The sequence below is a fragment of the Cupriavidus sp. 8B genome (assembly GCF_054589115.1).
Genome location: NZ_BAAILO010000198.1, coordinates 1 through 18,839, shown reverse-complemented (window position 1 = coordinate 18,839; position 18,839 = coordinate 1). Strand labels below are relative to the sequence as shown.

Sequence of the window (18,839 nt, the reverse complement as noted above, 5' to 3'; positions counted from 1 at the left end):
GACCAATGCCCCGGCCTCACAACTCACGGCCCAGGAAATCGCGCGCCTGTACCGGCAGCGCTGGAGCACAGAGAATCTGTTTCAGCGGCTCGGATCGGTACTCAACAGTGAAATCCGTTCGTTGAGTCAACCGCGCGCGGCGCTGCTGGCCTTCGGCGTGGCGGCGCTGGCGTATAACGTGCTGAGCGTGATTGCGACTGCGGTGAGAATCCGCCATGAACTGGATACCAGTGATATTGAGCTCTCACCGTATTACCTCGCCAGCGAAATCCGGGCGACGTATGCCGGCATGATGATCGCGGTGCCGCCCGAGGTGTGGCAGGCCTACGACTCACTCACGCCGGCCCAGCTTGGCCGGACGCTGCTAAAAATAGCGGCACACGTTGATCCCCGCGCGATGCGCAAGCATACGCGGGGACCAAAAGCGCCCAAGAAGAAGGGTTATGTTGCAGGCTGTATGGCACGGCGGCATGCCTCTACCGCACGCGTCATCATGGTCGGACGTGTCGTTTGATCGTTTGATCACCTTGAAAGGGGTGGCTCTTAGGAGGAACCAATAGGGGGACTGCGCGAAAGCCCCGTCTCGTTCGCCAAAGTGGTAGCTTGGAAAGTCGATGACAGATCCGGTCGCCGTCATCGCACGATTCGCGAGCGCCCCAGAAGAGTCGTGTGGTCCTAGCACGCTGGCGGATCGACATACCCTTCTGGGACCGCCTCTATGCAGCAACAAGCAGGTCGTCGGTGTGACGGCGGAGCGCTAGTGTCCTGTGCTCCGCCAGGATCTCCGAACACCAGTCAACAAACACACGCGCTTTCGGGGGGATGTGCCCCTGCGGCAGGTACATGGCGGTCAGAGGTAGCGCCTCTTCATCCCAGCCCTGAAGTACCCTTCTGAGCTTATTTTCCTCCACTAGCGGCTCTATAAGCGCCAGGGGCAGACGTGCAATACCGTAACCCTCCACGGCAAACGCTACCTGGACATCCAGGCTGTCGGTCGCCACCGCCGAGCCCTGGAACTGGTCGGCTTCCTGCCCCTCACTTGCAGCTCGCCTTTTACTCATGAAATCCGAGCGGTCCGCGATGTAGTTGATCGTGAGGTGACAACACAGCTCATGCGGAGCGCAAGGCTCCCCGAAGCGATCCAAATAATCGGGAGACGCGAAGTAGCCGGTCTCAAGGCGCCCAACGGGCTTCGCGACCAATGTGTCATCATGAGGTTCACCGACGCGCAGCATTACATCGACACCTTCCCGGCGCAGGTCGACATGACGTTCGCTAACAGAAAGCTCCACCTTCAGGTCAGGGTATTTCTGGAAGAACTCGCGTAACCTCTTTACCAGCAACGTCTTTGCAATCGCCGCCGTTGCGACTACCCGAAGGGTTCCGCTCGGCACCGAGCCCTCCCGCGCAACAGAGCACTCAGCGTCCTCCACATCCGCAAGAATTTTGGCGCAACGTGTGTAGTAACTCGCGCCTGCAGACGTAGCATCGATACGCCGAGTCGAGCGATGCAACAGCTTTGTCCCTAGCTCACCTTCCAAATGCTGGATCATCCGGGTCAAAGTGGCCTTGGGTATGCCGAGCGTTCCCGCAGCCACGGAAAAACTCCCGTGATCCACAATCCTCGTAAACGCTCTCATCGAAAGAAATTTGTCCATGGCGACCGGGGCCTGGTCAGGAGTCCTATCCAGAGTTCATCCTAGTGGCCACCAGCTTCCCCTGGTAGTACCCGAATTAACATATGAGTTATTCCAACCGGGAATGATCACGGCGCAAAGAACCACAGCTGCTCGCAGGCATGCCACGGGCCTATTTTCCCACCAAAAACTGAGGGGCTATTCCTCCGGCGCATGACAGTTATTACCGCGCCGGGTCTATCCATCGCGCATCAATTCCGGGACGACTCCTCGTAAAGGGCGCGACTCAGCGATAGACCCGATAGGAGGGCAATATGACACTGCAAGATAAGCTCGACGCTTTCAAAGCGGATTTTCGCGCTGGCAAAGCACCGTGCTTCGCCCCTCCGGTGGTTCACGTGGTCATGGTTAAGGCGACAAATGAACTGATTGCTTCATGGCTTGCGGAACGCGCTTTGAAAGCCGGAGATGTTGCGCCAGCGTTCGAACTGGAGGATGGGAATGGACAGATGGTGTCGTCCTCCAAGCTCCTCAAGGAAGGCCCCTCGGTAGTCTGCTTCTGTCGCGGTGTGTGGTGCCCTTACTGCAACATCGAGCTGCCCGCACTCGAAGAGGCGTTCCCCTCGTTCAAGGTCGAGGGAGCAAGTCTTGTTGCCATCTCTCCCCAAACACCCGCCAACCGCCGCAAATCTGCTCGGGATTGGAATATAAGCTTTCCGATGCTATCCGACGCCCAAGGCAGGATCGCTGCGGCCTTCGGAGTCCGCCACGACTTGCCCTCTGAGTTGATCGAACTGTATTCGAGGTTCGGAATCAATCTACCGGCACCTAACAACGACTCGCGCTGGACCCTCCCGATGCCGGCGCGATACGTTATAAACCGAGATGGTAGGATTCTCTACTCGGAGGTGAACCCGGACTACACGGTTCGCCCAGAACCCACAGACGTTTTGCCGGTCCTGCGGAGATCCCGCGCGAGCCCTTAACGTGGCACGGCGGCAAACTAGCCCCTCGCAGACACTTGGACGAATGCCTAAACTTCCGCATTGGGTCGCTCACGCGCCGTGACACTCGATTCCAGTTCACTTGCCCTCGGCCACATGTGCAGCGCGCAGCCGGCTAGCAGCTCCCATGGCATCAGCGACGTCATTCACATAGGGATCGACAATTCCGCAGGCGAGCAGCGCATCCTGCAGATCCAAGACATACGCAGCATTTGATCCCAGACCCCCCCCAGCCACCGCAGCAAGCTGGCCTACAGTCACCGGATTCGCATCCGCAGCATAGAAAGCGTGTGAAGGGTTGGCCACGAATGTCAGCGCCCAGACGCTTTCTTCGGCATCCAACGTCAACTGCACCCATTTTGGCACATAGGCGCCGGTGATCATTTCGCGTACCCATAGGAGCTCAAGCTCCTCGGCCAGGCATTCATTATTAAGCCGATAACCGACCCCCTCGGTTGTCCCGCCTGGCTCAAGCGAGAGCATCCGACCGGGCGTTTTTGCGTCGCCCCGACCCAAGACTGTGCTAAGGCAGAAGCTCCGCCGGTAGCCTACAAGCGAGGCGCGCCTTCTCTCCTCGAATCTCATCAGCGGATTCCATATTAGCGATCCGTACGCAAATACCCACACAGGATCCGCTGACGGCCGCTCTGCCAAGGTGCTTCGCAACGAATCTCTGATCTTGTCCTCGGACCATCGGACCGCAGCCACAGAGCTGAAGGAACGGAAGAATTCTCCCGACTTTACAAATTTTCTCGATAACATAACTTGGAACCTGCTGTCGCGCGCTAGCCTCCACGCGCATCATCCTATACAGGGTTTCGGCTGCCCGCGGAGCGGGGCGGCTCAGGCGTCCCCAGTATCATCTACATCGACTTCTACTCGATTGGCCGCGGAGCCATTGACGGCCACCCTCCGGAAAAATCAATCACGGCTCCCGTCAGAAATTTGGCGCTAGTCGCTGCTAGGAATGAGATTAGCTCCCCGATCTCTTCTGGTTTTCCCAACCTTTGTGCAGGCACATGGTCAAGCACATACTGGAGCCCTCGTGTGCTTTCCAAGAAGACCGACTTGGGATAGTAGGCTTCGCTATAGAGAAAATTGGGAGCCACGGCGTTTATCGCAACACCGTCTGCTGCAAACTCCACAGCCAGCGACTTGACCATTGCGTTGGCAGCGGCACGCGCAGCATCTGCGACGACAGCTCCGGCTATCGGCGCCCGCGTACGGCAAGAGGTTACGAAGACCACATTGCCGCCGCCCTGCCTCTTCAGCATTGGGGCCGCTGCCTGAAGCAGCGAGAACGGATCGACCACCAGCGCCTCGAGTGTATCGCGAAAGAACTGGAGCGACGTAGCCACAGTGGACGTTTGATGGGCCGGGAAATGATCGTTGCTGACGATCGCGTCAACTCGCCCCGTCACCTCCCACGCCGACTTGACTAACAGTTGTGGATCCGTCTCCTGTATCCATATCGCGCCGGGATTCTGCTCCCGAAAAACCAGCCAACGTTCAGCGTCCTCAAAATGAGTGTCGTGCACGAGCACCGTGAAGCCGGCTGCGAGTAACGCCGATACTGCTGGAGGCCCCGCATAGTCGATCGCATTTGTCACCAGGGCCGTTCGAATCCTGCCATCCGTCATGTCGAATACTCCACTTCTCACACACCACGCGTCGACATCTGCCGAATCGACTGCGAAAATCCCTCGGGACAGAAAAGGGCTAATCAACACCGAGATAGCCCTTGGCTCGAATACTAGGGCACAACGGTTCAATTTCTCCATTCCAGTCAGGAATAACTTTTAGTCCTGCGCGGTATCTACCCTGAGAGGGAATCGATTGTTAGCCTTATCGGCGCGACAGTGATTTCCGCGCCGATGCTGCTCACGAGCAAAGCCATAAACCAAGCTGCATTTGTGTTACTGCGGTGTCGCACCCGGGAATCCCGGCGGCGAGCGATGTAGTTGACAGCGCGCCATTGCGAAGGCTTGGTGGAGGCCGGCTGCTGCACCGTTCAAACCCGGGCAGTTCAGCCAACGTTCTGTTCGGAGTTCGACATGCGGTTTGCAATATGATCGCTCGCAGCGGCCGCCTTTGCCATGATTACCACTGAGTTCAATATCGTCGGCGCACTTCCGCTGATTGCTTGAGACCTCAGTGTGCCGATCCCGCAAGTTGGGCTGCTGGTCACCGCCTTTGCGTTCACGGTGGCTGCAGCCGGGCCATTTCTTACCATCGCATTTGCCCGTGCGAACCGCCGCATGCTCTTCACAGGAATTCTTGTCGTATCGGCCGTCCGCAATGCCATAGCAGCCCTAGCACCGAATTACCCGTCACTTGCAGTCGGCCGGATCGTGTCCGCGCTTGCCTTGACCGTCTTCTGGAGCATGGCGAGCTCGACGGCGGCCGGAATTGCGGGCCCCGAACGTGCAGGCCGTGCATTGCAACAGTCTTCGCAGGGATCCCGGTCGCGTGTGTTTGCGGGGTCCCCGTCACGACGCTCATGGCAAGCGCGGCGAGCTGCGCTTGCCGCTGCAGGTGCAGTTTTCTTAGCGACGGCCCTAACCATCTGACTGGTTTTCCCGAGGTCCGGCCTGGAAGCGCCGCCTGTGGCGAGATCCCCAATGATGCTGCTACGCCAACGCACATTTCTGGCGCATCTGCTCCTTTCCTTCCTGGTGCTCACGGCAATGTTCACGGCATATACCTACCTGGCCGATTCGATGGAACGCATTGGGAAATATGATCCTTCCACGGTGGGCTGAGCTCTGATCGGCTTCGGAGCGGCCGGGATCATCGGCAATTCCTTCCCCGGGCGTTTGCTCGACGAGAGTCCGATGCGCGCCTCACTTGCAGCAGCTGCGGTGGTCGGCGGCGCGATGGCAGCTTCCGCATCTGCAATCGCAAGCCCCTTTAGTGGCGGGATTGTCCTTGTGCTCTGGGGTGCAGCTCATGCAGCTAGCTTCGTGGCCAACCACGTCCGAGTAATTAAGGCCGCTCCGGTGGGATACGAGGACATCGCGGCATCACTGAACGTATCAGTGTTCAACACAGGCATTGGAATGGGTGCAATTGTGCGTGGCCGACTGAATTGACGCCGTTGGGCTATCATACATCGGCTGGGGCGCAGGGGCGATCATAGCAATCGCTCTAGTTCTCGGACGATGCTGCAGCGAGCAGGGCGTTCGACGGTCGATGCAGGGATTGCTCGGACAAGTTGAGTGAATTTGACATGACGACTCTCCAGCATTGCTACGGATTGCCACGGCCGCGCACCGCGCCTGAGTGCTCAGCCCCGGTCCGGAGACCGAGCGCATGCTCGGGCAAGAGCGAAGACCGGGGAGCGATGAGGTCTGAGGAAACGTATCGACGATGATTAGCAGCAAGCTCGCCAAATGCGTGGCCTCAATCGCTGTGCTCATCATTGGAGGCGGTGGTTTCGCGGCGTCGACTCTCCGTGGCTGGAATGCAGGTGACACACCAGTAGTGGCGTCCACGCCAACGAACAAGCTATCCTCCTGGCAGAGCGACAGCCTGTTGGGCGATTCCGAATCTGTCTGACACGGTACCTATGTGATCAACCGGCACGGTTTCCGAAACTGCCGCTGCGTCGCCAGGACCTTCGGCGGACCTCTCTGTACTCGGCAAGTGGGACGCTCGCGTCTTTCGGGCGGCGACTTTTGCCCGACGATGAGCCAGACGATGTTGCGGCCTGTCGTTGCCACAAGCCTGCGACCTATAAGGCTAGGTCTTTTGCGAGCCATCCAGCAGTCGCTCCACGAAAGACACGAACTCCTTTGCCTTTGCGCTCGGCATTCTTCCGGTGGGAAACAGGGCCCAAAGGTCAATGGAGGGTAGCTCCCAATCGTCGAGCACGCGTAACACCTCGCCACGCTCGATCTCCTCCGCGAACATCCACCTGGAGGCGACCGCTACGCCTAGGTCAGCGAGAACTGCAGCGCGTACCCCTTCTGCGGCAGTGACGCGGATGAGTCCCGAGACTTCGACAGAGGCCTCCGTGCTGCCGCGGCGGAATGTCCATGCTGCCCCGCCACCCTGCCTGTCATAGACTATCGCCTGATGGCCTGCTAGATCAGCAGGCTGCGCAGGAACGCCGGCGGTCTCAAAATAGCGCGGACTGCCAACTACGACTCGGTCGCTGCGCGCGACGCGCCGGGCGGTCATCGTTGAGTCGCCTAGGGCGCCCATTCTCAAGGCAACATCGATGCCGTTTGAGGTCAAGTCTAGATTGCCATCGTCAAGAAGAACGTCGATGGAGAGCTGCGGATGCGCAGACAGAAACCTCTTTAGATGTGGGATCACATGCATGCGCGCGAAAGTAACCGCAGCGCTCACGCGAATGCGCCCCGAGAGAGTTCCACCCGATCCTTGAGCAGCTTGCTCTGCCTCAGCCGCAGCCTCTATCGAGCGCTTGGCGTGCTCGTAGTAGCTCACCCCCGCCTCTGTAGGCGACAGCCCTCTAGTGGACCTCAGCAGCAGGCGTACACCCAGACGCTTCTCTAGCTGCGCCACGGCTTTCGAAATCGCCGGCTGTTTAATTTTAAGAACGCGCGCTGCGCCAGAGAACGACCCGGCTTCGATGACAGCGACCAGCGTTTCCATTGCGGTCATTTTGTCCATCATGCTTCCCAATACCCGGTTGGTGGGGCAGGCACAGAGCCCGGACCATCTCCTCAGACTATCGACTTTGTCACCCTGGCCGCCGCCACCAACTTGCCTGCAGCTGTAGCGCTTGCATCGACAAATGCCAACGACCTTCCGTGCTTGACCACTCTGGCCTCAATTTCACATGTATCGCCAAGGCCGATTTTGCGCATGACGGACGCGTGAAAGTCGTGCGTGACCGCGTGGTCCTCTTTGCCCATTGCCGGTGACAGTGCAAAAAGGCATGTTGCCTCCATAGCGGCGTACAACATGGCCGCATGTAGACTGCCCAACGCCAGGTGCTCTTGCTTCACGACGAAGCTCGTACGTGCCACCCCGCCCTCGCTGCCCTCCCACGCAAGCCCGATATAGACGTTCAATGGCAATGCCAAAACGGTCGATATCCGTTGCTGCCAATCTGCGCTCTCGCTCATCACACTCACCCCTGCATGGCACATCTACTGGATCCGGTGAGGGAGGCTAAACCACGGGCCGGTCACCTTGGAAGTACGCACCTTGGACTAATTGTTATGCCCGAGCGGAATAACAGCTATGGCCCGCGTTCTGGGACCATGTTGGCCGCCTCAAACCGGGCATGAGAGTCTTTTACGCCACATTCATCGTGTACTGGAACGCCTGCCTGGGAGCGAGCCGTTTGCGATCGCAGGCCTGTGGCGCGCATGGCCAGACGGCACCATGTCGTTCACCATGCCGACATTAAACGCCGACAACCACTCGCTCATGCGACGTTTTCACAAACCAGGTAATTGAAAAGCGCGGAGTAGTCATCCTACCCCGCGACAACTGGGAATCGTGGTGCGCCGCAAAGATCCTGAGGAGGCCCGTACGTTTTCAGTTGATCGTAGGTATCCGCGACTTGCGCCGCCTGCACGCTGCTGGTCTATGTCGACGACGCCACGGGCAAACTGATGCGGCCTGTAGAGGTCATCGACTTTATCGCCCCGCGCGTGCCAACGACGACCGGCGCCGACCGCTAATACGACTCCCGCTCTGGCATGGACCTAGTCGTGATCCCGGGCAATGCCACGCTGCTAAACAGCAAGGGAGCCACCCCTCCGCTGACAAAGGTCAGGCCGAGGTCGATGTGGGCCGACGCCGCTGCGTCGCCCTTTAGGCGCGCCACCAGGTATTGTTGGCCGCACGACGCAGGTGATGTTGAGAAGCGTTACTCAGCAGTCCCAAGTATATGCGACAGAAGGGGCCTCGAAGAATGATCGAACCAGGCTGCGCTCCCTCTGCAACCCTCGCAGTTGTTGCTCGATGCGGATCTCCAACGCTATGGCGTGCCCGAGTTACAGGCTGCGGTCGGAGACGCGCTTGCTGCCGGCGTGCCGCACACGAACGCCGTGCGCGCCGCGCTGGAGCGCTGCGCGCGGCACGCCGCCGTCGGTCGCGATAGACCTGCCCGAACATGTGCGGCGCAAGGACACGCCGGTGCAGCCGCACCGGTTCGCAACCGGCTGGATCTGGAGCGCGCGATGGCGGGATCTGACGGCCCCACCCTGCTTCCAGTTCAGTCGCTTCAGGCCAGCAACACTGCCCTACGGAGCACCCAAGAAAGACTGCCACCCCGCACAAAAGGCACGCCCGGACTGACATCTCAATTTAGCGGAAGCCCAGACCTTTCAGAACGCCCCGGACATTTCGCAAACGCGTCGAGGGAATCCAGGAGAGGAAGCCAAACACCGGCGTGCCCGCACTCGACATCGTGGCGTGCGCTGGGGAGTTGACACAGGAGCTTTCCCCTATGGCTCGCGAGCAGGAAGACCGGACCCAGAAACCTGGGCGAAGCACATGTCCTGAACTGGGGGTTTTTGACCTCTCTCTTCGGAGAGAGGTCATTTGCTCTTGGCGCTTTACGACGCCATCGGCAGCTTCGGAGCGGCCGGGAAGTCCACCGGCACTTGCGTGGTGGCGTGCAGATAGTTCGTTACGGTCTTGTCGCCGACGACGACAATGGCATCCACGAGGTTCGCCTTGTTCCAGCCGGCTGCGAAGAACGCGTCCACGAGTGCAGGCGCGGCTTGGCCGCGGTTTTCTGCAATATTGCGGGTCAGTCGCGCCAGCGCGTCCAGCTTTTTGTCGAAGCTCGCGGAGCCCACGCGAATTTCGAGGATTTGCTCGTCCGTGAAGCCATTCATCTTGCCGAGGGCCGTATGTGCCGCAAGGCAGTACTCGCATTTGTTGACCTGGCTAACGACCAGGTTCACTACTTCGCGAGCCTTACCCGTGATACTGCTGCTGCCATTCTGAAACGCCAAGTAGTTGCCGAGCGCATGCTCCGAGTGAGCAAGCGTTGCATACAGATTCGGCACCATACCAAGCGCGTTCTTGAGATTATCGAAGATTGCCTGGTTGGCTGGGGACACTTCTTCGCGGGTCGGTACGTTGATTTGGGTCATGATTGACCTCCTTTTCAGGATAGGGTGGGTAAACCGGTTGATTGCGCGAGGTAAATGCGGCCTATCAGATAGCGCGACCCGTCGCAATCGTCTAACACAACGCTCTGCCCGATTTCTTCGGGCAGAGCGGCGCGGTGCTAAGTACCTGCACGACGAACTCGTTCACGGTGACTCGCGCTTCAATCGCTCCGCCTTTCCAGCGCAGCGACGTGTCTGGTAGAACTATGCCTGATTCCGAAGGGGAGATTAAGATGGGGTGCGCTCATATCTATAATTCCGACGAGGAATAAATATGGACAAGTTGCAGGCAATGCAGACATTCGTCAGTGTCGCAGAAGCAGGGAGCTTTTCAGCGGTTGCGCACGAGGCTAACGTGATGCAAGGTGCCATCAGCAAGTAGGTGGCTGCGCTCGAGGCCGACCTCGGCGTCAAGCTCTTGACGCCGATTGGTGGCAGAGATCGCCGAGACCGAGGGTACACGGCGCTCCAGGAAACATTAACTGTCGGGTTGGCTGCGCGTCGCCACGTCAGTCGGCTTCGGCCGGCGCAAGCTGATGCCGATCGCGCAGGCGTTCTTGGCTAAACACCGTAACGCAAAGATCGACCTACGGCTGCACGACGGCTTCATCGACCTCGCCGAGCTAGGATCAATGTGGCCGTGCGCATTGGCGAGCTGTCGGATAGCAGTTTGGTGGCATACAGCTATCCACCAACACCAAAACTTTTCTGCCTCTAACGACGACACCCGGAACGAGGCGCGCCAAGGTCCGCCTCTCATGGTGAGCGCTTGGCCGTTTCGCTACGCATTGCAGGCGCGCGAGTAGAGCGAATACCCGGTCGCGCGACCCATTTTTCGACGGGCCGAAATGTGCGAAGGCCAAAACCGACGTCAATGGCATTTGATCCGCTGCATACGTCCGGTCGGTGAATGTCTCAAGCTGATACCCGCAAGACCTTGTTATCCTGTTATCCGATGAACAGACAGTGTGCGGCCATGCATGTGCAGGAGACGACTCGGGACAGCAAGCAGCTGATTGGATCGGTGCCATATGCAATCGTCTCCGGACACGTCAAGCCAGTTAGCTATGAAGGCTTGGCTTACGCGCAGAAAGCGGCGCCGCTTTCACGGTGCCCCAAAACGCGCCGACGCTTGCTTCGGCCAAACCGGCCACGATATGCAGTCGCTGGACGCACGCCTGCCCAACGAAATTGCCTTGGAACGGGGCCAGACGAGTCTTGAGGCCCTGGCAACCATCCTCCAGATGCTCGGGAGGCCGCCGTGTTCCGGCTCGACGAACGACTGAAGGTCTACCTGCGTCGCGCGCCCGTCGACTTCCGGATGCCGCCCAAATGCCAAGGGACACGCGCGTTGCCCCGAATTAGCTGCGAGGCAGCGCCACGCTGTCCGATTTCGCTAAGGTTTCCTCTACGAACGCTACGAACGCGCGGGCTTTCGCAGTCACCATACGCCCGGATGGGAAGACGGCCCACAGGTCGATGGAAGGCAACGTCCATTCCGTCAGTACGGCCACTACAGTTCCCGAGGCTAATTCAGGAGAGAACATCCAGCGGGACGCAACGGCAAGCCCCATCCCCGATAGCACGGCCGTGCGCATACCTTCAGCCGCGCTCACTCTGACTCGCCCCGCCACCGATACTGCGGTCTCGGCGCCGTCACGGCTGAACGACCATGCCTCACCGCCGCCACGTTGCAGGTACACGATCGCTTGATGTTGACTTAGATCGGCGGGCGTCATTGGTACACCCGCCCTTGAGAAATACTCGGGCGTGCCAACGACGTAGCGAGGACATCGTCCAATTCGCCGGGCCGTCATTGCCGAGTCTGTTAGCGTGCCCATCCTCAATGCGACATCCATACCCTCCTCCAAGAGGTCGATATTGCGATCGTCGAGCACAAAATCCACGCCCAGTTGCGGGTGACTCGAAAGGAAGGAATCCAAGGATGGCAGCACGTGCAGACACGCGAACGTCACGGCCGCACTCACTCGCAGTTTGCCGGATAGGCTGCCAACCGCTTGCCGGACAGCTTGCTCTGCCTCCTCGGTCTCCTTGATCGCAAGCATCGCATGTTCGTAGTATCGTTGACCTGCGTCGGTCATCGTAAGGCCGCGCGTCGATCGCAGCAGTAGTCTCGCACTGAGCCGCTCTTCCAGTTGGGCAATGGACCTTGAAATCGCGGGCTGCCCCAGCCCCATTCGCTTCGCGGCTGCCGAAAACGTACCCGTTTCCACAACACTGACAAATATTTCCATTGCCGCCAGACGATCCATGCCGCGCCCCCCCCTATTCCCGCCAAGGTACCGCCTTGACGAACACGATACATGAAGACTCTTAAGCTTCCGAAGAGATCGATTCCCCGCCCATTCCGTGACTCGAAGCTGGAGATCACACCAAGAGATCGCCCTCCTCCTCAGTCAAGTGCGACCATCTGATTCGTCCCAGGCAACCGAAGCGGCCGCCGCGCCCGAACCGCAACACCGCACTGTAACGAAACGGGGAGACCTGGTGCCTACATACACCTTTTGCCGGAAGTCGGAGGTTGCCTGCGTTGGTTTGGAACGTCACCGAGCAACCATTCCTCCAGTCCTCACGACTGTGCTCCCAACCTTGTCCTGGGTCTTAGTGTTGAAATCACTGGCGTTGTGACGTTCGAGCAATTGCTCGGACGGCTGGCCTCTAACGCGGTTGACCATCCGCCCGCGCTTTACAGCTGGCCGTGACAGGACGGCATCGGCCCACCGCAGCACATTCTTGTAGTCCCGGACGCTCAGGAACTCCGCTGCATCATATTGCCATCCCTTGACAAGGCTACCGTACCAAGGAAAGGTAGCGATGTCGGCAATTGTGTATTCGTTACCAGCGAGGTATTCAGTTTCGGAGAGACGCCGATCGAGCACATCCATCTGACGCTTGATCTCCATGGAAAATCGATTGATCGCGTATTCGATTTTGGTCGGTGCATAAGCATAGAAATGGCCAAATCCTCCACCGAGATATGGAGCGCTACCCATCTGCCAGAAGAGCCAGTTCAGCGTCTCAGTGCGGGCCGCCATGTCCTTGGGAAGGAACGCGCTGAATTTCTCCGCCAGATACAGCAGGATCGAACCAGACTCAAATACGCGGACAGGCTTCTGGCCGCTCTGGTCAAGCAACACAGGAATCTTCGAGTTCGGGTTAAGTGCGACGAAGCCGCTGCTGAACTGCTCGCCGTCACTGATCTTAATTAGCCATGCGTCGTACTCGGCGCCAGCATGCCCCAGCGCGAGTAACTCCTCAAGCATGATTGTGACCTTGACGCCGTTCGGCGTGCCCTGCGAGTAGAGCTGAAGCGGGTGCCGGCCGACAGGCAGTTTCTTGTCGTGCGTTGGTCCGGCGATAGGCCGATTGGTGCTCGCAAACGCACCGCCGCTAGGCTCGGACCACGTCCAGATCTTTGGGGGAGTGTAATCGAGGGAACGCGCCATATTTTCTCCTCAAGTTATACGGGGGCCGATTCATTCGGCCCGGGGGAAAGTTGGATGGGAAAAGTGCCCGCCGCGACTCTTCGTCGTTTACTCGCTTGAACCGGTAGCCATTCGCGACGGCGCGATCGATGGCCGGCCGAACATCGACTGTAGCGATTAGACGCCTCAGGGCGATCCGGACCGGATCGAAACACCCTATGCGCAGCACGAGCGTCGGTTGTGCATCTTTGTCAGCAGTGTAAAATATAGACTGAAATTTGTCCACGATGAGGGGAATCATGGCCGGCGTTCGGCAATTCGATGAAGACAATGCGTTCGAGCGGGCCCTAGAAGTGTTCTGGGCCAAAGGCTACCGGGCTACCTCGATGCTCGACCTGGCGAAGTCAACGGGAGTGCAACGCGGCTCGCTATATAACGCCTATGGCGACAAGGAAGAGATCTTCGTGCAGGTATTCGAGCGCTACGCAGATCGCTTCGTTGCCGAAACGAGGCTGGCGCTCAACAAGCCCGGCTTGCGGGATGCACTGATCGATTTTTTCGCCGTCGCAATTCATTCGATTACACAAGGCTTGCCCGCACGTGGTTGCCTTTCGACAAAGATCGCCGTCGAAACCGCCCCGGAATTCCCACGCCAACAGGAACTGGTAAGGAGGATGCTAGATGACCTGGAAGATGCCTTTGTCAAGGTACTCGATACTCCCGAGGCACGCGCGCAACTCGCCATTCCGCCGCGTCAGGCTGCTCGCATTATCGTGACGATGACGCGAGGTATCGCCGTGATGGAGCGCGCGTACGGCGACCCAAAGCGCCTCCGGCAGACTGCGTCGGCCCTTATCGATACGATTCTGCGGCAAGTGTGACGGGATCGCGCGTAGCGGTTTAGTGGCTCGGTCAAGAGGCGACGGGACGCGTCGATCAGGACTAGGACCTTATGGATCGACGATTCCCGCTCGCCGGACCGCGCGCCCGATGCGTTGGAGTTAGACAAAGAATTCAGTTAAAGCGCGTGCAACGGCTTTCGCGTCGTTTTCCATCGGGATGTGTCCCGCCGCAGGGATACGAATGAGCGAGGAATTCGGAATCTCCTTGACAAAGCGTTCCGCGTGATGGACCCGCTGAAAGCTGTCGTCTTCCCCCAAACGAGCAGCTTGGGTATCGCGGACGCGCGCAGCGCTGGGACAATATCCATCGTGTAGCGGCTGTACGCCGCACCCGCGAGGGCGAGCCACGAGCGTGCAACCCGGGGATCCGCCCACGGGTCCAAATACTCCGCAATTTCCGCTTCTGTCGCGACGCGGGCCAACGCTGTGACGACCGATTTTCGGCGTGCCACCAAAACATCCTCGGTAGTGGTGGCGGCCGCAACGTCCGGGTCACGGAAACGTGCGACGCCGGGAACGGGCCACGAGTCGAACATAACCGCGTTGACCAGTGCAAGGCGGCTCACCCGGATCTTGCCATCGACCAGCATATGCTGTGCGACGCCGCCGCCAATATCATGGCCAGCGACGCCCACCGGACCAGTGACGCCCAGAACTCGCAGAAATTGCGCCGCCCAGTCAGCGAGTGCCGGAATCGACGCGTCGGTAACGGCGAGCTCGCCGCCGGAACGACCAAAGCCGGGGAAATCCACTGCGATTGGGCGCAGTCCCGCGGCCGCGAGATCATCGATCACTGGTTGCCACACACGGCTCCAGTAGGTGCCATGAAGCAGCAGTACAACGGGGCCTTGCTGGCCCGCAGTCAGGTAACTTGCCGCGGTGCCTGCTACGTCTAATGTCTGTCTTTGCATCGAATCAAGCTCTCTGAAAAGGTTGACGCAACTCAGCGGATGAACCGCTTGACGTAGTCGGCGCCGAGACCGATCGCCTCATAGTGCTTGCGTGCCGCCTCAATTTTGGTGAACACGTCCTCATAGCCGACGGCGACTCCTTGCGGATCAACATAGGTGTAGCCACCCGTCACGTGGAACCACGTGATCATTTCTTCGACGTCATGCGGCACGAAGAGCGTGTGAGTCTCGCCAGCGGGTTCATGCGCGTACGAACCCTGTTCAGCTACCCAGTCGTGCTCTAGGTAATACCAGCGTCCTTTCAAAACCATTGCGTGCACAGGACCCGTATGCCGGTGTCGCGAAAGCACGCCGGACTGGCGCACGCGAAGCAAATTAACGTAATAGCCTTGGCTCGCACTCAGAAGAAGAGGCTTGAACGATACCGTTCCCGTTGTTGGGACCCACAAGTTGTCGTCTCCAAGCCATTTGTCCAGCACGCCGGCGTGCACGATGTCTGCAGACATGTCCGGCGGCTGAGGATGCTGATACGGAATAGCTTTCTCATCGGGTGTTCTATTGGTCAAGTTAGTCACTCTACACTCCAAATTAACAGTTGCTGATTGACGTCGTTGCACCGCGTGCCTTGGTCCGCGTCGAAACCAGTGCCGATACTTTAGTCATGTTTGACATACATGACACGAATAAAAATGCAACTGTTGGGGCTGCGTGGCGAAGGCCAACCTCATTGCAGCATGAGGTATTGACCACCCGGCTCGTCGGCACCGACTTTGCGAACTCGCGGCGCCGGCTAAATGATGGGTCGACGGCCGCAGCAGACGTGAATTGACAAGAAGTCGGCCCTCGAAAACAACTTGTCATTTCGACGGACGCATTCGCAGACCCTATAGAAGCGACGAGCTTGGTCTCGGGGCGCTGGATCAGCGACCGGCACGACCGGTACGGCAATCGGAAAGGACATCGCGCCCGGAGCCGGCCTCGAGCAACGGCCAAACGCGATGGCCGTTTTCCCTTCGAACGCTCCGGGCGCGCAACGTCGAGCCGGCAAACGTTAGACGCTTGAGCATCAGCGGCATTGCAACCAGCGTGACGCGGCCGCCGCCCATAAAGGCGATCGGGATAAGACTCCCCTTCCACCGCAAGCGCCCTCAGATTGCGCTCGGTGTAGTCACCGCCGACCATGTCGAGAATGGCGTCGACGCCGCAGCTCCCCGGTGACGCTCGCAGCGACCTCTACGAAGTCCTCGTCGCGATAGAGGATTTAGACGCAGTTGGATTTGAGCTCGCCTATTTGTCCACCACCAGCCGATGATTCCGGTGCCGAACGGGATGGCGCACCACCTTGTCGAGCCTGGCATCCGCACCAATGCGCGCAAGCAGAACATCCATCTCACGCTTTGCCGTTTCCGGTGCGCGCTGGTAGTAAAACAACGGCCTCTGGAACATGTACTGAATGCACGTCCAAACGTTGCGCTTACTGGAGGCCGTGCCGATGGTGAAATCCTGGGTGCCGAGAAGGCGGGGAATAGGGCTGGAATAATTCGCATCGATCCAGTCCGCCACGCGATCGATCGTGTCGCAGGCGACCGGAACGTATTCCGCGAACATATGCTGCAATACCGGTATGAGCGTCTCCGGAACCTCGTGCTCGCCGAAGTATTCCCCTTGCTCCTTGGCGGGCAGATTCATCCGCTCAACCCAACAAACGACGTTGGGGAAATTCCGCTGCAACAGGGCTGAGGAATAGAGGTCGCGGTAGAAGTGGGCATATAGCGGCCCCATGAAGGCGAAGTCCGACGTCGAAGGCCGGGAGCCGAAGAGGTAGTCATGATCTTCGAAGTGGGCATCGAGCCAGCGGAGAAGATTCTCCGTCCATCGCTCTATTTCGGCAGCCGTCTCCGGAACGACGCCCAAGGACGGCAAACGATCGCGAGCCCAGGCACACCCTTTTTCGCCCACGACCAATTGCTGGCCAGCCTGCGCCATCGGCTCGTACATTCGGCCGAATTCGGCCTTCAAGTACTCGTAGTTCGTCTCAAGAAACGCCCACCGGTAATACATGGCTGGAATTCGCACCCAATCATGAGCGTACGCCTCTACCAGAAGGTTGGCCAAATGCAGAGCCGGGCTGGAGGGGTAGACAGAGACGCGAGGGAAACGCGCCTCTAACTCATCGATAATGTCGGTCGAGTCCTGAAGCATTTTGCCGTCCGGCATCCACAGCACAGGCATCATGCGATAGCCGATCCGCGGGACGAGAAAGCTGTCATAGACAGCATTGGAGGCGACCATCTCCTGAAACGTAATGCCCTTGAAAATGAGGTACGACCTCACCTTCGCCGTATAGTTGGAGATCTGAGCGCCATAGAGCATGTAGACGTCTTGCATGATCACCTTCTCACGATTTGATGGATCTGATTCTCGATTTCTCTGGAGTTGCCACTCTCGGCGACAACCACTCCGGCCAACTGCGTGCGTCGTCGGCCCTGATGACGCGACTGTTCATATTTCCTGACATCCTTCCGTGGCCCTGTCTCCGGTGCCACCTTATTGCCCTAGCGGTTGCTAGGGGGCTGAGTAAGAGCATGTGTCGGGCCCCATTCATGTCGAACACTAGACAGGGGGCCAAAAATCCGACTACGTCTCGGAACGAATAAGACATCGCGAGACGGAATAGCTTTTGATTCGAGGGGCCGCCTTCACACTACCAAGAAAGCCCCTACGCCGTCGCCGCCAGCGCGCCTCACTCGGGTCGTGAAGGCCGCTATCGGCACGGCGGGTGGGCGTGGCGAATCACAACCAATGAGGTGCTTGCGCCGCGATCTGATAGAGCTTGGCACGCAAGGCGATAATCCAAGGTAATGGCCGGGACATTCGTTGTTGGAATTTAAGCGCCCCACGTAGCGGAACGCACCGTTCCCTCATTAAACGGATGAGGTGGCAGCTAGCCTCGGCTTGGCTAACCGACGGCCTGGTCAGGCTGGCCGTCGACCAGGATGAATTCAAAGATCGCGCAGTTCGAACGAAAAGAGATGATTGCCTGATACGCCGCCGATCTGTAGCATCTCTCAGCCGATTCAAAATCGGGAAACTCCGCAACGACAATGCGCCGGTTTTCCTGCGGACCCTCAAATGTAATGACCTTGCCTCCTCGGGCTATATGACGCCCCCCAAACCTCGCAATCACATCTGGCGAGCGAGATGCATAAGCCTGGAAGGCGTCAGGATCTTCGACTTCTGCCCGAACGATGAAATAAGCTGTCATGACGGAAATTTGCCTACTGAGATGCGAGGTAATCGTTGGCTTCTGACGAAAGTTTCCGGGATTGCATCAGCGCGGCTGTTCGTCGTGCTCAATTCCTGGTAGGAGATCTAAACGGCCGCGCAGCCGGCGACTTACGTCAAGCTACCGGACGTCAGAGCCCGCGCGCGCCACTCCCAGCTCGCTGGATACCAACTGATCCTGGTATTGATCCCTTTCCGCCTCGGCTGCAGTGGAGCGGTCCGTGATGGAGAAAACGAAGATCGCGATGAATGCCGCAGTCATCGAAAACAGGGCCGGGTACTCGTAGGGGTAAACCGCCGTCCGGTGGCCTAACACCTGCACCCATACCGTGGGGCTTAGAATCGTCAGGCCCACTGCGGTTCCAAGCCCTATGAGTCCGCCGCACACTGCGCCGCGAGTCGTAAGGCCTCGCCAGTAGATGGACAGGAGCAAGACTGGAAAAGTGGAACTTGCCGCGATCGAAAACACCAGGCTGACGATGAACGTAATGTTTTGCTTCTCAAAGGCGATGCCAACAACGATTGCAAGCACACCCAGGACGACCGTCGTG

General features: G+C 58.7%; 19 protein-coding genes. 6 read left to right on the top strand and 13 right to left on the bottom strand.

From position 1 onward, the window contains the following. A partial coding sequence (locus ACYP5B_RS19520) for a transposase (protein ID WP_459570823.1) occupies nucleotides 1-514 on the top strand: 514 nt, incomplete at its 5' end. Between the two features lie 202 nt (nucleotides 515-716). Here the strand turns inward: ACYP5B_RS19520 and ACYP5B_RS19515 are convergent. After that, nucleotides 717-1,658, bottom strand: a complete 942-nt coding sequence (locus tag ACYP5B_RS19515) for a LysR substrate-binding domain-containing protein (RefSeq protein WP_459570822.1) — start codon at nucleotides 1,656-1,658, stop codon at nucleotides 717-719. 293 nt (nucleotides 1,659-1,951) lie between these two features. On the opposite strand from ACYP5B_RS19515, the gene ACYP5B_RS19510 reads away from it, so the two are divergent. Further along, complete coding sequence (locus ACYP5B_RS19510) at nucleotides 1,952-2,623, top strand: peroxiredoxin-like family protein (protein ID WP_459570821.1); 672 nt, start codon at nucleotides 1,952-1,954, stop codon at nucleotides 2,621-2,623. 96 nt (nucleotides 2,624-2,719) lie between these two features. Here ACYP5B_RS19510 and ACYP5B_RS19505 read toward each other — a convergent pair whose 3' ends face one another. Together ACYP5B_RS19505 and ACYP5B_RS19500 are read right to left on the bottom strand one after the other, a co-directional pair. Next, nucleotides 2,720-3,403, bottom strand: a complete 684-nt coding sequence (locus ACYP5B_RS19505) for a gamma-glutamylcyclotransferase (RefSeq protein ID WP_459570820.1) — start codon at nucleotides 3,401-3,403, stop codon at nucleotides 2,720-2,722. Nucleotides 3,404-3,516: 113 nt separating this feature from the next. After that, nucleotides 3,517-4,281: an SDR family oxidoreductase gene (locus ACYP5B_RS19500; protein ID WP_459570819.1), complete on the bottom strand. Its 765-nt coding sequence runs from the start codon at nucleotides 4,279-4,281 to the stop codon at nucleotides 3,517-3,519. Nucleotides 4,282-4,797: 516 nt separating this feature from the next. Here ACYP5B_RS19500 and ACYP5B_RS19495 point away from each other — a divergent pair. Then, nucleotides 4,798-5,211: an MFS transporter gene (locus ACYP5B_RS19495; protein ID WP_459570818.1), complete on the top strand. Its 414-nt coding sequence runs from the start codon at nucleotides 4,798-4,800 to the stop codon at nucleotides 5,209-5,211. A 51-nt stretch (nucleotides 5,212-5,262) separates the two neighbouring features. Next, a complete protein-coding gene (locus tag ACYP5B_RS19490; protein ID WP_459570817.1) occupies nucleotides 5,263-5,403 on the top strand; it encodes a hypothetical protein in 141 nt (46 codons plus the stop codon). A gap of 979 nt (nucleotides 5,404-6,382) precedes the next feature. Here ACYP5B_RS19490 and ACYP5B_RS19485 read toward each other — a convergent pair. The 3 genes from ACYP5B_RS19485 to ACYP5B_RS19475 all read right to left on the bottom strand — a co-directional run bounded on the left by ACYP5B_RS19485 (nucleotide 6,383) and on the right by ACYP5B_RS19475 (nucleotide 9,726). Then, nucleotides 6,383-7,279, bottom strand: a complete 897-nt coding sequence (locus ACYP5B_RS19485) for a LysR family transcriptional regulator (RefSeq protein WP_459570826.1) — start codon at nucleotides 7,277-7,279, stop codon at nucleotides 6,383-6,385. A 53-nt stretch (nucleotides 7,280-7,332) separates the two neighbouring features. After that, nucleotides 7,333-7,737 carry a PaaI family thioesterase gene (locus ACYP5B_RS19480; protein WP_459570816.1) on the bottom strand — a complete coding sequence of 135 codons (405 nt, stop codon included), beginning with the start codon at nucleotides 7,735-7,737 and terminating at the stop codon, nucleotides 7,333-7,335. Between the two features lie 1,443 nt (nucleotides 7,738-9,180). Next, a complete protein-coding gene (locus ACYP5B_RS19475) occupies nucleotides 9,181-9,726 on the bottom strand; it encodes a carboxymuconolactone decarboxylase family protein (protein WP_459570814.1) in 546 nt (181 codons plus the stop codon). A 292-nt stretch (nucleotides 9,727-10,018) separates the two neighbouring features. Between ACYP5B_RS19475 and ACYP5B_RS19470 the strand changes: the two genes are divergently transcribed. Continuing rightward, the gene (locus ACYP5B_RS19470; protein WP_459570813.1) at nucleotides 10,019-10,126 is read left to right on the top strand and encodes a helix-turn-helix domain-containing protein; all 108 of its coding nucleotides are present in this window, start codon (nucleotides 10,019-10,021) and stop codon (nucleotides 10,124-10,126) included. A 979-nt stretch (nucleotides 10,127-11,105) separates the two neighbouring features. On the opposite strand, the gene ACYP5B_RS19465 is transcribed toward ACYP5B_RS19470, so the two are convergent. Together ACYP5B_RS19465 and yghU are read right to left on the bottom strand one after the other, a co-directional pair. Beyond that, a complete protein-coding gene (locus ACYP5B_RS19465; protein WP_459570812.1) occupies nucleotides 11,106-12,017 on the bottom strand; it encodes a LysR family transcriptional regulator in 912 nt (303 codons plus the stop codon). A 291-nt stretch (nucleotides 12,018-12,308) separates the two neighbouring features. Beyond that, nucleotides 12,309-13,211, bottom strand: coding sequence for a glutathione-dependent disulfide-bond oxidoreductase (yghU, locus tag ACYP5B_RS19460; RefSeq protein WP_459570811.1), 903 nt, complete (start codon nucleotides 13,209-13,211; stop codon nucleotides 12,309-12,311). Between the two features lie 278 nt (nucleotides 13,212-13,489). Between yghU and ACYP5B_RS19455 the strand changes: the two genes are divergently transcribed. Further along, on the top strand, nucleotides 13,490-14,071 hold the full coding sequence (locus ACYP5B_RS19455; protein WP_459570809.1) for a TetR/AcrR family transcriptional regulator: 582 nt from the start codon (nucleotides 13,490-13,492) through the stop codon (nucleotides 14,069-14,071). Nucleotides 14,072-14,208: 137 nt separating this feature from the next. Here the strand turns inward: ACYP5B_RS19455 and ACYP5B_RS19450 are convergent, their stop codons facing one another. The 5 genes from ACYP5B_RS19450 to ACYP5B_RS19430 all read right to left on the bottom strand — a co-directional run. Next, the gene (locus ACYP5B_RS19450) at nucleotides 14,209-14,886 is read right to left on the bottom strand and encodes an alpha/beta fold hydrolase (protein ID WP_459570808.1); all 678 of its coding nucleotides are present in this window, start codon (nucleotides 14,884-14,886) and stop codon (nucleotides 14,209-14,211) included. Nucleotides 14,887-15,035: 149 nt separating this feature from the next. Then, on the bottom strand, nucleotides 15,036-15,569 hold the full coding sequence (locus ACYP5B_RS19445; protein WP_459570825.1) for a 2,4'-dihydroxyacetophenone dioxygenase family protein: 534 nt from the start codon (nucleotides 15,567-15,569) through the stop codon (nucleotides 15,036-15,038). 721 nt (nucleotides 15,570-16,290) lie between these two features. Continuing rightward, nucleotides 16,291-17,391, bottom strand: a complete 1,101-nt coding sequence (locus ACYP5B_RS19440) for a glutathione S-transferase family protein (RefSeq protein ID WP_459570807.1) — start codon at nucleotides 17,389-17,391, stop codon at nucleotides 16,291-16,293. Between the two features lie 571 nt (nucleotides 17,392-17,962). Beyond that, on the bottom strand, nucleotides 17,963-18,268 hold the full coding sequence (locus tag ACYP5B_RS19435; RefSeq protein ID WP_459570806.1) for a DUF1330 domain-containing protein: 306 nt from the start codon (nucleotides 18,266-18,268) through the stop codon (nucleotides 17,963-17,965). Between the two features lie 141 nt (nucleotides 18,269-18,409). Then, nucleotides 18,410-18,839: sodium:solute symporter family transporter (locus ACYP5B_RS19430; RefSeq protein ID WP_459570805.1), on the bottom strand; the 430-nt coding region annotated here is incomplete at its 5' end.